The sequence below is a fragment of the Pontibacillus chungwhensis genome, assembly GCF_030166655.1.
Lineage (GTDB): Bacteria > Bacillota > Bacilli > Bacillales > BH030062 > Pontibacillus.
On the sequence record NZ_CP126446.1, the window covers coordinates 1,540,866 to 1,556,718 of the forward strand.

The following is a 15,853-nucleotide window of genomic DNA, read 5'->3' on the forward strand; positions in this document are numbered from 1 at the left end:
TCATGAATCACTCGAGAAAATGTTGATCTGTTTTTCAATGAATGATTTAAATTATGGATAATCATAAGCCGAAAATAAGGCAAGGTCAACAGCTATTTACCAACTTTTCTGACAAGTGTGATAAATCAGATTATTAGAAAACGCTTACATCGTTGAGAGCGTTGAGCTTGGGAAAAACGAGAAGAAATCGAGAAAATAAAGAAAAAAAGTAAGAGGGTTTTTCTGGGGATTTGGCTTGTGTGGAGGGAGTATAAAACGGTGTTGAAGTAAAGATTTTATTTCTTTTTTTCTTATTTTTTTAGTGGGGTGTCGAAAGTGGGGTTTGGGTGTAGAAAGCGAGGGTGGAGTGTAGAAAGGAGCAGCGGAATGAAGAAAGAGAGAGGCGGAATGAAGAAAGGTAGCTGAGGACTGAAGAAAGCGAGGGTGGAGTGAATAAAGCTGATCTGAACTGTAGAAAGGAGCAGCGGAATGAAGAAAGACAGCCTGGAGTGTCGAAAGCAGCTCGTGAATGTGTAAAGTGGAGTTGGAATGAAGAAAGAGAGAGGTGGAATGAAGAAAAGTAGCTGAGGACTGAAGAAAGCGAGGGTGGAGTGAATAAAGCGGACCGAAATTGTAGAAAGGGGCAGCGGTATGTAGAATGACAACCTGGAATGCCGAAAGCAGCTCTCGAGTGTGTAAAGCGCATTCGAACTGTAGTAATAGAGCCGTGCACTGAAGAAAGGTTACCCAGCAGTGTAGAAACAGACGTCTAAGTGTCTAAAACGCACTCGAAATGCAGAAAAGAATCCAAGCAAATAAAGATCCAAAGTCATTTAATACAGTTATTTCTTACAAAAACCCTTCTTTCCACTTCTTATTCACGAAAAATGTAGATAGCACTGCCTTGTAACGGCTATAATAGAACAAGTAACCGTAAGAGCGGTAGAGTAGAAAGGATTTGTATAATGGAACAACAATCACCATTTTTTGAAAGCTTGAAACCTTTCATAAAGGATGCATGGAACAAAGCAGGGTTTTCTCGAGCCACTGCCGTTCAGAACGAAACAGCGCCTTTAATTGTGGAAGGTAAAGATGTCATAGCAGAAGCACCAACAGGGAGTGGGAAGACGTTAGCCTATCTATTGCCTGTTTTACAAAAGATTGATCCAGAGGCTAAGCAGGCTCAAGTCGTCATTTTAGCTTCCTCGCAAGAACTTGTGATGCAGATTTTCGATGAAGTACGAAAGTGGACGGAAGGAAGTGGCATCAAAAGTACATCCCTGATCGGGGGTGCGAATGTGAAGCGTCAGCTCGAGAAACTGAAAAAGAAACCTCATATCATTGTTGGGACACCTGGGCGTGTTAATGAGCTGATTGAGAAGAAGAAGCTGAAAATGCATGAAGTGAAAACAATCGTCCTAGATGAAGGAGATCAGCTGCTCGTACCAGAACATATGAAAACGATCCGTAGCATTATTAAGCCGACGCTTAAAGAACGCCAGCTGCTTGTTTTCTCGGCTACCCTTTCTGAAACAGCGGTAGAAGATGCTCGTAGCCTTATGCAAGAACCTGAAGTGCTGAAGGTTGAAGATAAAGAAACAGAACAGCCAGAGGTAGATCATTATTACATCGTAAGTGAAGGCCGCAAGAAAGCAGACACTCTTCGTAAACTTGTTTATTTAAAAGGGTTCAAAGGTCTTGCGTTCATGCGGGACATTGGGAACTTAACGGTGTTTGCTGAGAAGCTTGATTATCGCGGGGTTGATGTAGGTACCCTTCACGGGGATACGAAGAAGCAACAACGTGCGCAGGTTCTAAAGAAATTCCGTCGAAATGAATACAGACTCGTACTAGCAACAGATGTTGCTGCCCGTGGAATTGATTTACCTGATATTAATTATATTATCAACGTGGATCCTCCAAAAGAAACGGAGTACACTCACCGTGCAGGTCGGACTGGACGCCTTGGTTCTTCAGAGGGTACAGTTATTACGATTGTAACTCCTGACGAAGAGAAGAAAATGAAAAAGCTAGCCAAAGACCTTAACCTCAACATTAAGAAAACAGATATTTACAAAGGTCAACTAAAATAAACAAGAACCGCATGGGCTAACCTAAGCCATGCGGTTCTTTCATGTGTTAAAGCGTGCCAGACACCTATCAGTGCTGTAGAGTACTAAAGCGTGTCAGACACGCATCAATTCTTTAAAGCGCTAAAACGAGTTTAGGATTCTAAGTTCGTATAGGCTTCGTCGTAGCGCTGGGCGAGGTCGAAGTCTCTGGCGGATAGGCCTTTGACGTCGTGGGATGTAAGAGAAACGGTTACCTTCCCATAATCGACTCCAATGTAAGGATGGTGGTCTTTTTCTTCAGCGATTGCGGCTAATTTGTTCACAAACTGAATGCCATCTAAGTATTCGTTAAACGTAAAGGTTCTTTCGATTGAACCGTCTTTCCGTTCCCATTCAGGCACATCCTGTAGGGAGTGTTGAATTTCTTCTTCTGTATATGCTGCCATTATTAATCACCTGCTTTTGTATAGTAATATAATGATAGACCTTACTCCAGATTGATTTAGGAGCTTCTTTATCTTTTTACCTTTTTAGTCTTTCCTTTAAACGTTTTGTCATGTTATCATCACATCCTTTGGGAAATCTCTCACCCAAAGCCCATTTATGCATATTATTAGGATTATCTTGCTGTGATATGGGTAACGATAAGAAGAAGATTTATTTTTCAGGAGAGGTGAAACAGAAACAATGAGGCTTTTTACAAAAGAAGACATTAAAGCCGACAACGGACACTATGAGATTTTTCTGACGATCAACAAGCAACAATTGCTTAAGCACATTGATGATGAAATGCCAGCTTTTATTAAGAAACAAGCCATTGATCATATACAGGCAAGGTACGATCATGTTCCAATTCGAGTGGTTCGCATCATGATTGGTTCAATGCTCTACTTTTCATTTGCTGTCAACCAAAAGAAACAATTAAGTCCACTTACGTAAAAAAAGGCGTCTCCTTTATAAAAAGGGAGGCGCCTTTTTAAATAATTTGAAACACCAGCACAGCACACTGGTACCCGAAATAAATGCCAAAACCAATTAAAACAAGACTTGCGATAATACAAATGCTTCGCATAACAGCTTGGTTCATCAGTATACGACTGAAATGCACGGTTAAGGCGAGATTTAGATTCCAAAGCCCAATTCCCACAAACACTAAACTACTTGTAAGGAAGGCTTGGAGCTGATTGTCCTGTTGGAAACTAGAGCTTAGTACAGACCCATAAATACTAATCCAAAATAATAAATTCATTGGATTCGTTCCGGCTATGGTTAATCCTGTAATATACGATCTCCGTCTGACTTGAACCGATTGGCGATGAACGCTCTCTTTTGCTTCGTTTGGGACAACGCTTGCAAATAAATTGACCCAGCCAGAGTGGATCAGAATAAAACAACCCAGTCCCATTAAGGTAATCTTGACCCAAACCATCGTTAAAACCTGTGATAGCCCAAAGAACATTGCAGCCATCAATAAAAGATCAGAGCTCATCCCGCCAAGCCCGACTAAAAAAGCGGGCCAGAATCCATAAAGCAAACCTCGCTTCACAATTTCAATGTTGATGGGGCCAATAGGCGCCGCAATCGATAATCCCAGAATAATGGAACTAATCATGGTAGGAAACATAACGATACCCTTTCATTTAGCTTGTCTTTATTAGTAAATGAAAGGGGGAGTGAATTCAGAACATCGATTTATTGGTAACGCTCGAACGGGAAGATACTGGTATGGAGATTTTTTGAGAAGTACGCTACGGGTTTTCGGTCAAACACAGAAGAAGGGAGAAAATCTGTCAGGTCATTTATAGGCATCTCCACTTCAGCCTTCTGCAACTGCCAGTTTTGATGAAAAATCGGACCCTTATAGATTCGTTTCCCACGGTTCACCCAAAGGGCATAGCGTTCTGTGAGCCAATACATTAAAGACCCGGGTTGAGTTCTGAGTACTGGAGATACAGGCTTGTAGCGAGCATGAAAATGAGCCGGAGGGTATCCAGTATGGGTTCTGCGGCTTAGGAAATGGTACGTGCCATCTTGCTGATCGAGAGACATCCTAGCCGTTACGTAATTTAAGCCAAACACATACCTGGCTATGCCAACGCCTATGAGGTGATTTGCATCTAACGTATAAAAATAAACGCCAGGTTCGCCATTATAGGTTACATAGGTTCTGACGTTAAGTTCAAGTAACTGATTAAAACCAGGGACTGGTGGAAGTCCTCTTAGCTGGATGTTTTTCATTTGGAAGGGGACGATGGCAATCCAAGCCCAGCCTTCGTATGTATCGATATCGAAACAATCTGGCACATGTGGCCTAAGATCGTCGACTTTAACGGGCCAATGGATAAATATCAGGTCATTCCAATCTTGTTTCATAATCCACGATTTTTTCAAAGCATCACGCCTCCTTGATCGTTCTATGTATACCCATAGATGGGGAGGACCATGCATAAGAGTGTTTTTAGAGCGGCAGGAGGGAGAAGGTTCTCATACTATATTACATATGGTAAGGTAGTGGTATGTAATATTTTCCATTAAAGCTTAAGTGGACTTTTGCTAAACATGGGGGTGGGGAAGATAATCAGTTTTTATCTAATCAATATGGTGGCCGCGCTTGGTATCATACTAGGTGTTGTAGGAATTGTCCTTATGCTAATTCGAAGAGTCACACAACCTCGTAAAGAACTACAGGAGAAAGTGGATCATCTTGAACGTGAAGTAAGTGTATTACAACTTGAATTAAGGAAGGATCCTTAAACGTTCATTCATTCTCCATCAAAAAAAGAAGAACTTCCTTAAGAGGAAGTTCTTTTGCTGTTTAACAGGGTTATTTTAGGAGCTTTAAGAGCTCTTCATTACATTTTTCGCGCTCATCGTAAACAAGGCCATGTCCGCTAATTTCAAATGAAACGAACGTGGAGTCCTTAATTTCATTGTGTAAAATTTCGGAGAAGGCATAATCACAAATGTTGTCATCCTCACCGTGCATGATAAGGGTTGGCACGTTTACGTACTCTAACACGTGCCTGAGGTCTTCATCTCTTAAGGATTTGGCTGTCTCTATCGTTGCATGGGAACTGGCTTCTAATCCTAAATGGAAGAACCATTCGTCAAATGGTGCTGAGGTTGCTTTATGAAAGAAGTTACCGCCAAAGTCTTTTAAGGCTTTTGGTCGATCATTTTGGAAAGCATTGATCAGACCGTCTACTTCTTCTTGCGGCATACCGTGCTGGAATCCGTCCCGAGCCGTGAAGCTAGGGGCAGCGGCTCCGATTAGAATAAGCTGGGCTAGTTGATCGTTGGCGTGTTTCGTTGCGTATTGGATGCTAATTGGTCCGCCCATGGAAAAGCCGGCCAGGAAGAAGTTTTTAAGTTCTAACGTTTCCACAACCACTTTTATATCGTGAGCGAGTGTATCGTAGTCATAGCCAAATGCCGGTTTATCAGATTGTCCAAATCCACGCAGATCAATGCCGATAAAGCGGTAGCCTTTCTGTGGAAGTTCATTCATTTGGTATTCAAACATCTTATGATTTAAAGGCCATCCGTGGATGAAGACGATGGGCTGTCCTTCGCCAATATCTTCTACAAAAAGCTTTACTCCAGATTCTACTTCAATAAAATGTGACATCCTAACACTCCTTTTAGTTGCATAGCTAGTGAACTATTTCCCTCATAATGGAAGGATAAACCCGTGGATGAGTGACCGGGAAGGATGCTTTAATGAGAGATAAAGTGGTTGGGGAAATAAAAAATACGCCCTGATTAAGGGCGTATCAAAAGATTATTCTTTATCGAACCAAAGAAGTTCTTGGTCATCGACGAATCCGTTATAGTTAATGAGAATTTCCTCACCAGCTTTAATATCCGTGTAAGCGTAAAACTCGAACGTATCGTTATCAAAATTAATGACGTAATTTGAATTCGGTTGATACGAGTGGTTAAACAGCATTCCGTACCCTAAAAGAAGGGCCGTGTGATTCGCTCCATATTCAAAGGCATAGTCAGCCAGGAGCGTTTTCTCAATATGCTCATGGTCTTCATTTGGATAAGGTATGACCGGGGCTTCGTGGATTAGTTCACGCTTCTCAATATCACGCGTAGCGAAAACGCCTCTGTTATACTCTCCATCAGAGAGACTTGATGTCTTAATTTCAATCATGTGTATCACCACGCATTCTAATAAACTATACCCAGTCTGACACGTCTCACCCAAAAAAACAACCCCGCCCTTTACCGCAGTGAAAGAATAAAGCGTGCCAGACACCCTTTTGCGCTGTGAAGTACAGCTGGGTGTCAGACACGCTTTCGTGCTGTAAAGACTTGCAGGGTGTCAGACACCGTGGTTTAGTCTTTGAAGATACCAAATGGCTTTCCTACTGGTAAGGTTACGCGGCCGAAGTGTGTGTTTAAGACACTTGCAGCGGAACCGTAGAAGCTTAAGAGGGCGATGCAGAATTCTGCAATCGCTGCTAGGGTGTGCATCCCTTCAGGCATAATGCCTAGAGTAGAGAAAGATAGTCCAATAAATAAGAAATCAATAAAGACGAAGATAAAGAACAAGACTTTATGAGTTTCCATAGCGCCAATCGTCATAAAGACACTAAAGATTAAGTATCCAATGTAAGCCATCCCTAGCTGATTAGGGTCTACCGCTGCCGCTGCTGCTTCGCCGAAAACGCCAAAATCAATTAACCACGAAGTTCCCACACCAAGCCAGAATAAGCCAAAAGCTCCAAAAGCAGTGGTTCCGAATGTATTGTTGTGTTTAGCATCCAGAGAACTCGCGATGAGCTGTGCGATCCCTCCTAAGAATATGGCCCATGGCAAGACAAATGAGACGCCGTCAGTCCAGCCTAATTTAGCGGATGATGCGACAAGCGTTACCATGGCAAGGCCAAACAGCCCGATAGCAGATGGATCGGCCGTTGCTACTTGGACCTTTTGCGTTGTTTGTTGTTCATTCATGATGATACCTCCTATTAAACATACTTAGCTAATTTACATAAAAATGAGGTGCTATGCAATAGATTTTCTCATGTAAGCGTCATTTTCATTGTTCGCTCTCATTGAACGTAAAAAGAGCTTGCGTAATGCCTGTTAAAAATTTTGGAGTGAGATTAATTGAGTTAGAGGGGAATCCATAGGTGAAAAAGAAACTATTCATTAAGTACAATTTCTAGTATAGAGGGGGATGGATATGAAGAGGTGGAACGTCTGGTGGATTGGCATCGTGCTCTTATTAAGTGGATGTGGCTCGGCTTCTATTCCGAATGGTTCCGATGAGGAAGGTGACTCAAATGATTATTACGAATCTGCTGAAGGCTTGGAAGGAGAATCTTTAAAAGAAGAGCTTCACAGGATTATTGATGATCATAAGGAATTATCCTATGACGACGTGTGGGATGCGCTTCGTCAAACCGATGAAGACCCGGGGAATGCAAGCAACGTCTTGCTCCTGTACAAAGGAGCCTCTATTTCAAAAAATGAAAACGGCGGCCTTGTGGATGAGTGGAACCGCGAGCACGTCTGGGCTAAATCTCACGGTGACTTCGGAACCCGTAGAGGTGCAGGGACCGATCTGCATCACTTACGCCCTACGGATGTTTCTGTTAATTCGACCAGGGGCAACTTGGATTTTGACAATGGTGGCTCATTGCATTCAGAAGCCCCGGATACCTATTACGATTCAGATTCATGGGAGCCGCGTGATGAAGTGAAAGGGGACGTGGCTCGAATGATCTTTTATATGGCAGTACGCTATGAAGGAGACAGCGGTGAATTGGACTTAGAGATAGCGGATGCCGTTGGTACAAGCGGGCCAACGCTCGGGAAGCTCTCGACCTTGAAAGAATGGCATGAAAGTGATCCAGTAGATTCATTTGAACAAAATCGAAACGAAATCATTTTTTCAGCCTATCAAGGAAATCGAAATCCCTTTATTGACCACCCAGAATACGTAGAGTTGATTTGGTGAGTGACGATCAAGAAAAGTAGGTCCCTGAAAAGACGAACATTTTAGTTTTGGTAATAAAAAACATTCGTGATTTTGATTGAATCGATTTAATTCTTCTGTTACAGTTACCTTGTAACCACCTAAAAATTTTATCACTCGTATATTCTCAGTAATACGGTCTGAGCGTTTCTACCTGGTTCCCATTGAAAGAACTAGACTACGGGTTGAAGTATAGCCATGGACAGCTTCATCTATGTTGCTGTTCATAAGAAACACTACAATGACGTTTGTATAGGTTTCTCATACTTTAACTTTGCTGGTCTGGAAGGTAGAAAGGATTCTACCTTCCAGACCTTTTTTATGGAGAAAAATAAGACCCTGATCGAATGACGAGGGAATCGGTAAAAGGTTTAGGCGACAACTAGATTTCTCAAAAGGAGCGATGTAACATGAAGCAAAACGTATTCACAAAACAAGTAGCCATCATTGCAACATTATGTCTTATCTTACTGGCAGGATGTAGTTCCACGGCAGAATCACAAACATCTGAAGAAGAGGTTCAACCGATTCTGGTTCAGGGTCCGATGCCAATTGAAGCGGAAAACTTCGCCGATAAACTATCAGATGTGGAAGAAGAAACATCCGGCACATTTGTATTTTATAAAGGAAAGCTTGATGGATATCCTGTCATCGTTGCGAAAACAGGTAAAGGAATGGAAAACACAGCTGCTGCAACTGCCGTAGCAATCGAACTTTATAACCCTGCAGCGATTATTAATCAGGGTACTTCAGGAGGACACGATCCGAATTTGAATGTATTTGATATTGTGTTAGGTGAAAAAACGACAAACATTGGCTCTCTTAAGACAGGAGACCGAGCGGACGGAGAAGGAATCAAGCCAACGAACTGGATTCCAATGGACTTAATGGCTTCTGAAGGAAGTGCAGGAGAGGACCCTGATGCGGAGAAAGCTCGATTCTTTGAAGGGGACGAAGATCTTCTTGCCGCAGCAAAAGCGGTTAAAGATGTCCATACAGAAGGAAAAGTCGTTGAAGGAACGATTGGGTCTGCGGATGTATGGAATAATGAAGTCGACCGCATTCAATGGTTCCACGAAAATTACGGCACATCTGTAGAAGAGATGGAAGGAGCAGCAGGGGCTCAAATCGCAAAAGCGTATGATGTTCCTTTCTTAGGTATTCGCATTCTTTCTAATAATAAAACAAATGGTGGACAGTATAACCCTGAAACAGCTAGCGCTAATCAGGAATATGTGTTTGAGGTTGTAAAAGAATATATCGATTCTTATGTAGAGAAGTAAGTTTGTATACACATGCGGTCCTAGACCGCATGTGTATTTTTTTCCACTCTTTGGAGCTGATATATGTTACTTAGATGGAGCCGCCTGTGTTTGATGAGTGCTTGGGTTTGCTCGGGGACAACTCGCTTTCCTGCGGGGAGATGGGGAGCCTCCTCGTTCGCTACCGCTCTCTGTGGGGTCTCCCCTAGGCTCTTTCCCCCGCGGGAGTCTCGCTGCCACCGAGCAAACCCAGGCTATAAGGAGAGGCAGCTCTGAGGCACGAAAGAAGAGAGCTCTCATACTCACATGGCATGTTTTCGTTAATCCATAACTCCCCGACAGGAAAGTGAGTGGTTTCCAAGCCCGCCTTACGCCCACCTTAAAGCAAACGAAAACATTCTCTCTTAGCAAAGTCTTATTTATGTAATTTTACCTTTGACTTAGCACCTCTACCGTGCTAAATTCAAAGTAGAATGAACGTTCTATCTAAACTGGAGGTTTGCCATTGAGTAAGAAGAGGAAACAACTCTTAAACGTAGCAGAACAATTATTTTACGATTACGGATTTCATGGGGTTGGTCTGAAACAAATTATACAAGAAGCCAATGTCGCAACGATGACCCTTTATAATCACTTCTCTTCAAAAGATAAGTTAGTCGAGGAGTCGATCAGAAACCGTGAGGAGCGGTATTGGGCGTATATGGATACGGTGGATGAACATACAGAAACACCCTTTATTGAATTAGCGAAACAACACGGACAATTTCTAAAAGAAGTCTCCTATCAAGGCTGTATGTTTTTAAGAGCCATTGAAGTGTACTCAGAGACTAATCCAGAGATTGCCCAAATTGCCCGTGATCATAAAGACAAGCTACTCCGTTTTTTTGAAGACCTTGGAGAAAGCATTGGAATTAAGGAGCACAAAGATTTCTCTTATCAATTCCTATTGATTCTAGAAGGTGCGACCTCCATGACACAAATAACAGATTCGGAGCAAGCAACCGCACACGCCATCACCATGACAAAACGATTACTAGATACTTACCATTAAAAAAACGGCATCCGAACCTTGGGTACCGTTTTTCCTATAGGCTAAACTCAATCGAATACAAAGCGTGACTGCGTTGATCTGCTTGCCCATTTGGTGAGCGTATCTTTTTACACAAAAGTAGAAAGAACGTTCTATCTAAATTTAAAGAAAGGTGGAATGAATTATGAAATTTACGAAACTCGTTTTTCCCGGTGTAACGATGATCGCGGTTACGTATGGCCTGGCCCGCTATAGCTATGGTTTATTACTTCCAAACATTCATGCCACCTTCGGCATGTCAGATCTAGTATCTGGTATTATTTCTTCATTATTTTATCTCGCATACTGCTTTACCATCCTCTATTCGACGGTCATGACGTCGAGGAAAGGTCCAAGGCAAATGATTCTGCTCGCCGGTTCATTTGCGTTATGTGGACTACTGATTATTAGCGGGGCAAGGTCAGAGTGGGCCCTTGGAATCGGTGTGCTCTTAGCAGGGGGCAGTACAGGGCTCGTGTCACCCCCTTATGGAGCAGCGATCGCCTTGTGGATTAAAGAGCCTTTACAAGGAAAAGCCAATACTTGGATTAACGCTGGTACGAGTATTGGAATTGTGGTGACAGGGGCAGCAGCCATTCTGTTAACGCCTCATTGGCGCATGACTTATGCGATTTATGCAGCCATTGCATTTCTCGTGTTGATCTGGAATTACAGGATCATTCCTAAAGAAGAATCTTCGCTTCGATTTGAACAAGGTCGCTTATCGCTAAGAGGGCTAAAAGGGAGTCCTTCCATTGTTATAGGATCGATTTTAATGGGAGCCTCAAGTGCTTGCTTCTGGACATTTTCTCGTTCTTATATTGAAGTCTCCGGTGATTATACAAATCTAGAACTCTCTCTTTTTTGGATCGTCATTGGTTTATTTGGAACGCTAAGCGGGCTGGGAGGCGCTGTCATTGAGAAGATTGGCTTGCAAGCAGCCTATACGATATTTGGAATCATGATGGGGATTGCTCCCATTCTTCTAGCAGTAGCTCCTGAGGATCTTTTCTTAGCCTATACCGCAGCGGCTTTATTCGGCATTGCCAACCTGTTTATGTGTGGACTCCTTATCGTCTGGGGCATCCGTGTTTTCTCCTCGAACGCTTCCCTTGGTATCGGGGTGCCGTTCTTAATGCTATCAATCGGTCAAGTGATCGGATCCATTGCGGCTGGTGGATTAATAGGTGGTATTGGATATGCGTTAACCTTTTTGGTCTATGGCAGCCTTTCGATCATCGCTTCTTTCTTGCGGACAGCTTAATGAAATAGCCATCTTGTAACGCAAAAAAGCCTCTAATTAAGAGGCTTTTTTTTGTGTATGGAATGGCTTTACCTATAAAGGCATAATCGATACGATCTGCTGGATACGTATGAAAAAGGTGGAATCTCCTATTTGAAGCACGATATGATCTGGCTGTACTTCTGTTAAGGTTCCTCGTGTTGTATCTTTAGTAGTTTCGATAATCAATTCTTTTCCAACAACGGTTTGGAGGCGTCTGATTACGAATGGGTCTACCAATGTCTGGTATTGCGGGGTGGCCCAGTCTTCCCGCCAGCCTGTATGTTGATAATACATCGGATCCCTCCTGAAACAAATATTCCTATACACTATGCAGTTTGTGGGAGAGGGGTTCCCTTACTTGAGTAAGCACCGAACTCTTCCAGTGTTGCCAACAATTAATAGTGAAAATCGTTCTAGCCATGTGTTACGTTGATATCAGAAAATAAAGCACTGGAGGTCGATGCGACGTGTTAAAGAAATTTGGATTAATCGGGATGATCGCTTGTTCCATTTTTGCATTTTCATTCCCAGGCCAAAGTGAAGCACATGCCAATACTCATACCGTCCAAAAGGGCGAATCATTTTATAAAATTGCGACAAAATACGGAGTCTCCTCAAAGCAGCTTCAAGAGATGAATGATAAAGAAACTTCTGTAATTCAACCAGGAGAGCAGTTGAAACTTCCTGTCGTTCCTGACGATTATGAACGCGACTTATTGAGTCGTCTTGTGGAAGCGGAAGCTAAGGGTGAGAGCTATGCAGGGAAAGTTGCCGTTGCAACAGTCGTCTTAAACCGTGTTGAAAGTGATCTATTCCCTGATTCCATTCATGGTGTTATTCACGATGGGATTCAGTTCTCCCCTGTATTAAATGGAACCATTAAACAACCAGCAAGCGCTGAGTCCAAGCGCGCTGTAAAAGAAGCTCTAGCTTACCAGGGCTATGACAACGAATCTCTATTTTTCTATAATCCTGACAAAGCTCAGAGTGACTATTTAAGTGAAAAAGAAGTTACAACGGTTATTGGAGATCATGTATTCTTAAAATAATAATAGATGGAAAAAGAGCCCCATTCTTATAAGAATGGGGCTCTTTGTTCTATCTTTTTTACTCTCCAGAATAATTGCTCTCAGGCAGCGTATCCCAGAAGGAAGCGTCAGTAGATTCTAATGAATCATCAGCGAGGGCTTCAAGGGTCGCTTTCATGGCCACAACAGCTTGCTGAATTAAATATCCATTGCTCTTTTGGCCTAACACATAATCCTCACGATAATGGTCCGCCATGCCTCTCATTTCAAATAGAAGGGTGGATATTCCATATTCTGCAGCCAGACCGTTTCGGCTAATGGTTTGGGCGTCTCCACCTGGATATTTCGAAAGGAGGCCGTATCCTTTTGAGTCAACGGCATTGTAAACTACCGCTCCCAGTTTCTTAGATTGTTCTCTGACTTCTTCATCTACCTCAGCATTGGTTGGATATAATATTGAACCGGATACGAGCTCACCCGTGTCACCAAGCGTCGTTTGGGTACCTTGATGGTGAAGGTCAATCATGTAATCTGGGCTATACTTTTGCAATACGTTTTCATGAAGAGCTTTCGTTTCTGGTTGTTCACGATCAACGTGATCCCGGTTTAAATCCACACCATTGGCGTTATATCTTGTGTGTGTACCAGAGACGTAATCATCTAATGAGAAGTTTACATCTCCCTCAGCACCATCCACATTTAGTCTTGGAGCAACAAGGATATTGACGTTTTCTATGATATGTTTTACTTCTTTACTATTGTTCGTTAAGTATTTAATGAGCTTTAGGGCACCTTCTGTTGTTAAAGTTTCGTTGCCATGTTGTTGAGTAAGGAATAGAATCGTCGGATTATCCTCGTTCATCCCAAACTTCGCCAAGTAAAGATCCCGGTCCTTAACCGACTGTCCATACACTTCTAGTTGTAACGCTTCTGATTTTTGATCAAGTTTATGAAGAAGGTCAGACATTTCTTCATACGAATGAAGTCGCTCATTTTGAATGGTTTCATTGCCGTTATAGTTCGGTCCGTTTGGTCCATTTGTTCCGGCAAAAATGGTACTGGTGTTGGCTGTGAGTCCTGTTGTGGTGAGTAAAGCTCCTGCTAACGTAAGAGTAGCGAGTTTTCGTTTCATTGATCATTCCTCCTTTAAGTCTGTATGCGTACTCTTCTTTCTTTTCTTGTGAAACACCTTTCGCAAAAGAACGATTTCGTCCTTATTCACTAGCAGAATGGATGGAAAGTCTTGCTTGTCTAAAGCCCAACACACACGATCTCCGTCTTTTGTATGGAGAAGTTGGTACTAGAAATAGGTGGGTTCATTACATAAATTTGGAGGTTATCGTAGGGGGGAGGAAGAAGTAAGTTATACAGAAAGGAGAGGGAGCATGGTCAAACAATTATATATCGTACGTCACTGTAAGGCACAAGGACAAGAATCAGAAGCGCCACTGACTGCGGAAGGACAGGCAGAAGCCCTAGCATTACGCTCATTCTTTCAACAAAAGAGAGTGGACCGGATCATCTCAAGTCCTTTTAAACGTGCTATTCAATCCATAGAACCACTAGCAGCAGAAAGAGGGGTGGCGATTGAAGAGGACCATAGGTTAAAAGAGCGCGAGTTAAGCGACAGACCTCTGTCAGATTGGCTGGAGAAATTAGAGCGAACCTACTCTGATAAAAATTTAGCCTATAGCGGGGGAGAGTCTAGTCATGCTGCTACCGAACGAGCGAAGGCTGTTATAGATGAACGGATGCAGCAGGATGAGGAAGCCGTTCTTCTCGTCACCCATGGAAATTTAATGTCGTTAATTCTCGGAGAATACATTGAAAACTTTGGATTTGGAGAATGGAAAAAATTGAGTAATCCGGATGTGTACAGAATCAATATCGAGAGCAGGTCAGCAGAGCGAATATGGAAGGAGGGAGAATGGTGAACCAATGGGTCGGTGCATCTGGAGTTTGTGTGAATGAGGATAATGAAATACTAATGGTGCTCCAAGGAAAACCAGAAGAAGATAAGAAATGGACCGTGCCATCTGGTGGTGTAGAAGGAGGGGAATCTTTTAGAGACTGTTGTAAACGAGAAATCAATGAAGAAACTGGTTATCAAGTAGAAGTCGTTGAAGAGCTCAAAGTGAAAAAGGGGTGCTATAAGTCGATTCACTTTGAGGTCCATTATTTTAAAGCAGAAGTCATCGGTGGAACGAGGAGGATTCAGGACCCGGATGGACTAATTTTAGACATTGACTGGAAGTCCCGTGAAGATCTTAAGACTCTCCCGCTATCCTTTCCTGAGGACCTCGAATTTTTGCTTCGTTTTCTTACATAATGCAGAAGAGCCACTCATTAGAGTGGCTCTTTTTCTATTCCATTTCGTCATCTCTATACTCCAGTATATCCCCGGGCTGACAATCAAGCGCTTTGCAAATCGCATCAAGCGTCGTCACCCTGATCGCTTTCGCTTTACCATTTTTTAAAATCGACATATTCGCCATTGTGATCCCGACCCGCTCCGATAGTTCTGTTACACTCATCTTTCGCTTTGCGAGCATCACATCAATGTTGATAATAATCGCCATGTAGATTCACCTCAAACTGTTAGGTCGTTCTCTGTTTTAATCTCTGTTGCCTTTTTAAGAAGCTCTTGAAGGACGGTAGAAAAGACGGAGATGATTAAGGATGCAAAAATAATCGAAAGCCCCATTAAAGCTACTCCAGGATGAAGCGCGCTTTGGGTCATTAAAACAACCATTCCAATCACATATACCCCAACAATAATGAGGGCGTTGTATTTTATCTTTCGTAATAACTCAACAGCCCGTTCTGAGAAAGCTGTTTTCTCTTCAATTAGCTGTAAAAGTTGATAAGCCTGAACAAGCGCCATTACAAAGGGAACAACCGTCCCGTTCACACCCACTAATACAGGGTACTGCAAATAGCTGAATTCAGGAAATGATTCGACTGCGTCACGGGCTAAACGCGGCAGCGCGAATAAGCTTAAAGAAATTACAATGATTCCGAATAAAATCAGGGATATTTTCAAAAAAATCGTCGTTCCTCGTGTCATAATGCACCTCGTTTTATTCTGTGATACTTTCTATTATAAAGTTAAATTTATTGATTTACAATAAATAATTATCTGTTTATAATAACATTGTGCGTTTAA

General features: G+C 42.4%; 20 protein-coding genes, 1 pseudogene and 1 riboswitch. Of the genes and pseudogenes, 11 read left to right on the forward strand and 10 right to left on the reverse strand.

Features of this window, described 5'->3' with window-relative positions; translation table 11 throughout:
* Window positions 1–428 precede the first annotated feature (428 nt).
* Both QNI29_RS07965 and QNI29_RS07970 read left to right on the forward strand, forming a co-directional pair.
* On the forward strand, window positions 429–563 hold the full coding sequence (locus QNI29_RS07965) for a hypothetical protein (protein ID WP_255686752.1): 135 nt from the start codon (window positions 429–431) through the stop codon (window positions 561–563).
* Window positions 564–944: 381 nt separating this feature from the next.
* The gene (locus QNI29_RS07970; RefSeq protein ID WP_231415888.1) at window positions 945–2,072 is read left to right on the forward strand and encodes a DEAD/DEAH box helicase; all 1,128 of its coding nucleotides are present in this window, start codon (window positions 945–947) and stop codon (window positions 2,070–2,072) included.
* A 131-nt stretch (window positions 2,073–2,203) separates the two neighbouring features.
* Here the strand turns inward: QNI29_RS07970 and QNI29_RS07975 are convergent, their stop codons facing one another.
* Entirely contained in the window at window positions 2,204–2,497 is a 294-nt protein-coding gene (locus QNI29_RS07975) for a 4a-hydroxytetrahydrobiopterin dehydratase (RefSeq protein ID WP_231415890.1), read from the reverse strand.
* Window positions 2,498–2,738: 241 nt separating this feature from the next.
* Between QNI29_RS07975 and QNI29_RS07980 the strand changes: the two genes are divergently transcribed.
* On the forward strand, window positions 2,739–2,990 hold the full coding sequence (locus QNI29_RS07980) for a hypothetical protein (protein WP_231415891.1): 252 nt from the start codon (window positions 2,739–2,741) through the stop codon (window positions 2,988–2,990).
* 37 nt (window positions 2,991–3,027) lie between these two features.
* On the opposite strand, the gene QNI29_RS07985 is transcribed toward QNI29_RS07980, so the two are convergent.
* Both QNI29_RS07985 and QNI29_RS07990 read right to left on the reverse strand, forming a co-directional pair.
* A complete protein-coding gene (locus QNI29_RS07985) occupies window positions 3,028–3,675 on the reverse strand; it encodes a LysE family translocator (protein ID WP_284526949.1) in 648 nt (215 codons plus the stop codon).
* Between the two features lie 68 nt (window positions 3,676–3,743).
* Window positions 3,744–4,442: a YqjF family protein gene (locus QNI29_RS07990; RefSeq protein ID WP_231415894.1), complete on the reverse strand. Its 699-nt coding sequence runs from the start codon at window positions 4,440–4,442 to the stop codon at window positions 3,744–3,746.
* 174 nt (window positions 4,443–4,616) lie between these two features.
* On the opposite strand from QNI29_RS07990, the gene QNI29_RS07995 reads away from it, so the two are divergent.
* Window positions 4,617–4,805 carry a hypothetical protein gene (locus QNI29_RS07995; protein ID WP_231415895.1) on the forward strand — a complete coding sequence of 63 codons (189 nt, stop codon included), beginning with the start codon at window positions 4,617–4,619 and terminating at the stop codon, window positions 4,803–4,805.
* A gap of 70 nt (window positions 4,806–4,875) precedes the next feature.
* Here the strand turns inward: QNI29_RS07995 and QNI29_RS08000 are convergent, their stop codons facing one another.
* The 3 genes from QNI29_RS08000 to QNI29_RS08010 form a co-directional block, all read right to left on the reverse strand.
* On the reverse strand, window positions 4,876–5,679 hold the full coding sequence (locus QNI29_RS08000) for an alpha/beta fold hydrolase (RefSeq protein WP_231415897.1): 804 nt from the start codon (window positions 5,677–5,679) through the stop codon (window positions 4,876–4,878).
* A 153-nt stretch (window positions 5,680–5,832) separates the two neighbouring features.
* Window positions 5,833–6,210 carry an SET domain-containing protein gene (locus tag QNI29_RS08005; protein WP_036781392.1) on the reverse strand — a complete coding sequence of 126 codons (378 nt, stop codon included), beginning with the start codon at window positions 6,208–6,210 and terminating at the stop codon, window positions 5,833–5,835.
* 185 nt (window positions 6,211–6,395) lie between these two features.
* On the reverse strand, window positions 6,396–7,016 hold the full coding sequence (locus QNI29_RS08010) for an acetate uptake transporter (protein WP_231415899.1): 621 nt from the start codon (window positions 7,014–7,016) through the stop codon (window positions 6,396–6,398).
* 331 nt (window positions 7,017–7,347) lie between these two features.
* On the opposite strand from QNI29_RS08010, the pseudogene QNI29_RS08015 reads away from it, so the two are divergent.
* The 4 genes and pseudogenes from QNI29_RS08015 to QNI29_RS08030 all read left to right on the forward strand — a co-directional run.
* A pseudogene (locus tag QNI29_RS08015) lies at window positions 7,348–8,025 on the forward strand (endonuclease I family protein); the annotation flags it as partial.
* A gap of 115 nt (window positions 8,026–8,140) precedes the next feature.
* Window positions 8,141–8,244: riboswitch (purine riboswitch) on the forward strand.
* A gap of 209 nt (window positions 8,245–8,453) precedes the next feature.
* The gene (locus tag QNI29_RS08020) at window positions 8,454–9,326 is read left to right on the forward strand and encodes a 5'-methylthioadenosine/S-adenosylhomocysteine nucleosidase (protein ID WP_231415901.1); all 873 of its coding nucleotides are present in this window, start codon (window positions 8,454–8,456) and stop codon (window positions 9,324–9,326) included.
* A 484-nt stretch (window positions 9,327–9,810) separates the two neighbouring features.
* Window positions 9,811–10,356: a TetR/AcrR family transcriptional regulator gene (locus tag QNI29_RS08025; protein ID WP_231415903.1), complete on the forward strand. Its 546-nt coding sequence runs from the start codon at window positions 9,811–9,813 to the stop codon at window positions 10,354–10,356.
* Between the two features lie 163 nt (window positions 10,357–10,519).
* Window positions 10,520–11,638, forward strand: coding sequence for an MFS transporter (locus QNI29_RS08030; RefSeq protein ID WP_231415905.1), 1,119 nt, complete (start codon window positions 10,520–10,522; stop codon window positions 11,636–11,638).
* Between the two features lie 72 nt (window positions 11,639–11,710).
* Here QNI29_RS08030 and QNI29_RS08035 read toward each other — a convergent pair whose 3' ends face one another.
* Window positions 11,711–11,953 (reverse strand): YuzF family protein, encoded by a 243-nt coding sequence (locus QNI29_RS08035; RefSeq protein WP_231415907.1) that lies wholly within the window; start codon window positions 11,951–11,953, stop codon window positions 11,711–11,713.
* Window positions 11,954–12,126: 173 nt separating this feature from the next.
* Between QNI29_RS08035 and QNI29_RS08040 the strand changes: the two genes are divergently transcribed.
* Window positions 12,127–12,708, forward strand: coding sequence for a cell wall hydrolase (locus tag QNI29_RS08040; RefSeq protein ID WP_231415908.1), 582 nt, complete (start codon window positions 12,127–12,129; stop codon window positions 12,706–12,708).
* A 58-nt stretch (window positions 12,709–12,766) separates the two neighbouring features.
* Here QNI29_RS08040 and QNI29_RS08045 read toward each other — a convergent pair whose 3' ends face one another.
* Window positions 12,767–13,819 (reverse strand): M14 family zinc carboxypeptidase, encoded by a 1,053-nt coding sequence (locus QNI29_RS08045; RefSeq protein WP_231415910.1) that lies wholly within the window; start codon window positions 13,817–13,819, stop codon window positions 12,767–12,769.
* A 253-nt stretch (window positions 13,820–14,072) separates the two neighbouring features.
* Here QNI29_RS08045 and QNI29_RS08050 point away from each other — a divergent pair, with 253 nt between their 5' ends.
* Window positions 14,073–14,621, forward strand: coding sequence for a histidine phosphatase family protein (locus QNI29_RS08050; RefSeq protein WP_231415911.1), 549 nt, complete (start codon window positions 14,073–14,075; stop codon window positions 14,619–14,621).
* A complete protein-coding gene (locus QNI29_RS08055) occupies window positions 14,615–15,016 on the forward strand; it encodes an NUDIX hydrolase (RefSeq protein ID WP_255686753.1) in 402 nt (133 codons plus the stop codon). The genes QNI29_RS08050 and QNI29_RS08055 overlap by 7 nt, the downstream gene beginning before the upstream one ends.
* Window positions 15,017–15,050: 34 nt before the next feature.
* Here the strand turns inward: QNI29_RS08055 and QNI29_RS08060 are convergent, their stop codons facing one another.
* Window positions 15,051–15,266, reverse strand: coding sequence for a helix-turn-helix domain-containing protein (locus tag QNI29_RS08060; protein ID WP_231415913.1), 216 nt, complete (start codon window positions 15,264–15,266; stop codon window positions 15,051–15,053).
* Window positions 15,267–15,277: 11 nt separating this feature from the next.
* Window positions 15,278–15,754, reverse strand: a complete 477-nt coding sequence (locus QNI29_RS08065) for a DUF2975 domain-containing protein (RefSeq protein ID WP_231415914.1) — start codon at window positions 15,752–15,754, stop codon at window positions 15,278–15,280.
* Window positions 15,755–15,853: the final 99 nt, after the last annotated feature.

Excerpts from the sequence above, each read along its gene's own strand:
- QNI29_RS07970 (WP_231415888.1), top strand. The coding sequence starts at position 945 with ATGGAACAACAATCACCATTTTTTGAAAGCTTGAAACCTTTCATAAAG.
- QNI29_RS07975 (WP_231415890.1), bottom strand. The coding sequence starts at position 2,497 with ATGGCAGCATATACAGAAGAAGAAATTCAACACTCCCTACAGGATGTG.
- QNI29_RS07980 (WP_231415891.1), top strand. The coding sequence starts at position 2,739 with ATGAGGCTTTTTACAAAAGAAGACATTAAAGCCGACAACGGACACTAT.
- QNI29_RS07985 (WP_284526949.1), bottom strand. The coding sequence starts at position 3,675 with ATGTTTCCTACCATGATTAGTTCCATTATTCTGGGATTATCGATTGCG.
- QNI29_RS08000 (WP_231415897.1), bottom strand. The coding sequence starts at position 5,679 with ATGTCACATTTTATTGAAGTAGAATCTGGAGTAAAGCTTTTTGTAGAA.
- QNI29_RS08005 (WP_036781392.1), bottom strand. The coding sequence starts at position 6,210 with ATGATTGAAATTAAGACATCAAGTCTCTCTGATGGAGAGTATAACAGA.
- QNI29_RS08010 (WP_231415899.1), bottom strand. The coding sequence starts at position 7,016 with ATGAATGAACAACAAACAACGCAAAAGGTCCAAGTAGCAACGGCCGAT.
- QNI29_RS08020 (WP_231415901.1), top strand. The coding sequence starts at position 8,454 with ATGAAGCAAAACGTATTCACAAAACAAGTAGCCATCATTGCAACATTA.
- QNI29_RS08030 (WP_231415905.1), top strand. The coding sequence starts at position 10,520 with ATGAAATTTACGAAACTCGTTTTTCCCGGTGTAACGATGATCGCGGTT.
- QNI29_RS08035 (WP_231415907.1), bottom strand. The coding sequence starts at position 11,953 with ATGTATTATCAACATACAGGCTGGCGGGAAGACTGGGCCACCCCGCAA.
- QNI29_RS08045 (WP_231415910.1), bottom strand. The coding sequence starts at position 13,819 with ATGAAACGAAAACTCGCTACTCTTACGTTAGCAGGAGCTTTACTCACC.
- QNI29_RS08050 (WP_231415911.1), top strand. The coding sequence starts at position 14,073 with ATGGTCAAACAATTATATATCGTACGTCACTGTAAGGCACAAGGACAA.
- QNI29_RS08055 (WP_255686753.1), top strand. The coding sequence starts at position 14,615 with ATGGTGAACCAATGGGTCGGTGCATCTGGAGTTTGTGTGAATGAGGAT.
- QNI29_RS08060 (WP_231415913.1), bottom strand. The coding sequence starts at position 15,266 with ATGGCGATTATTATCAACATTGATGTGATGCTCGCAAAGCGAAAGATG.
- QNI29_RS08065 (WP_231415914.1), bottom strand. The coding sequence starts at position 15,754 with ATGACACGAGGAACGACGATTTTTTTGAAAATATCCCTGATTTTATTC.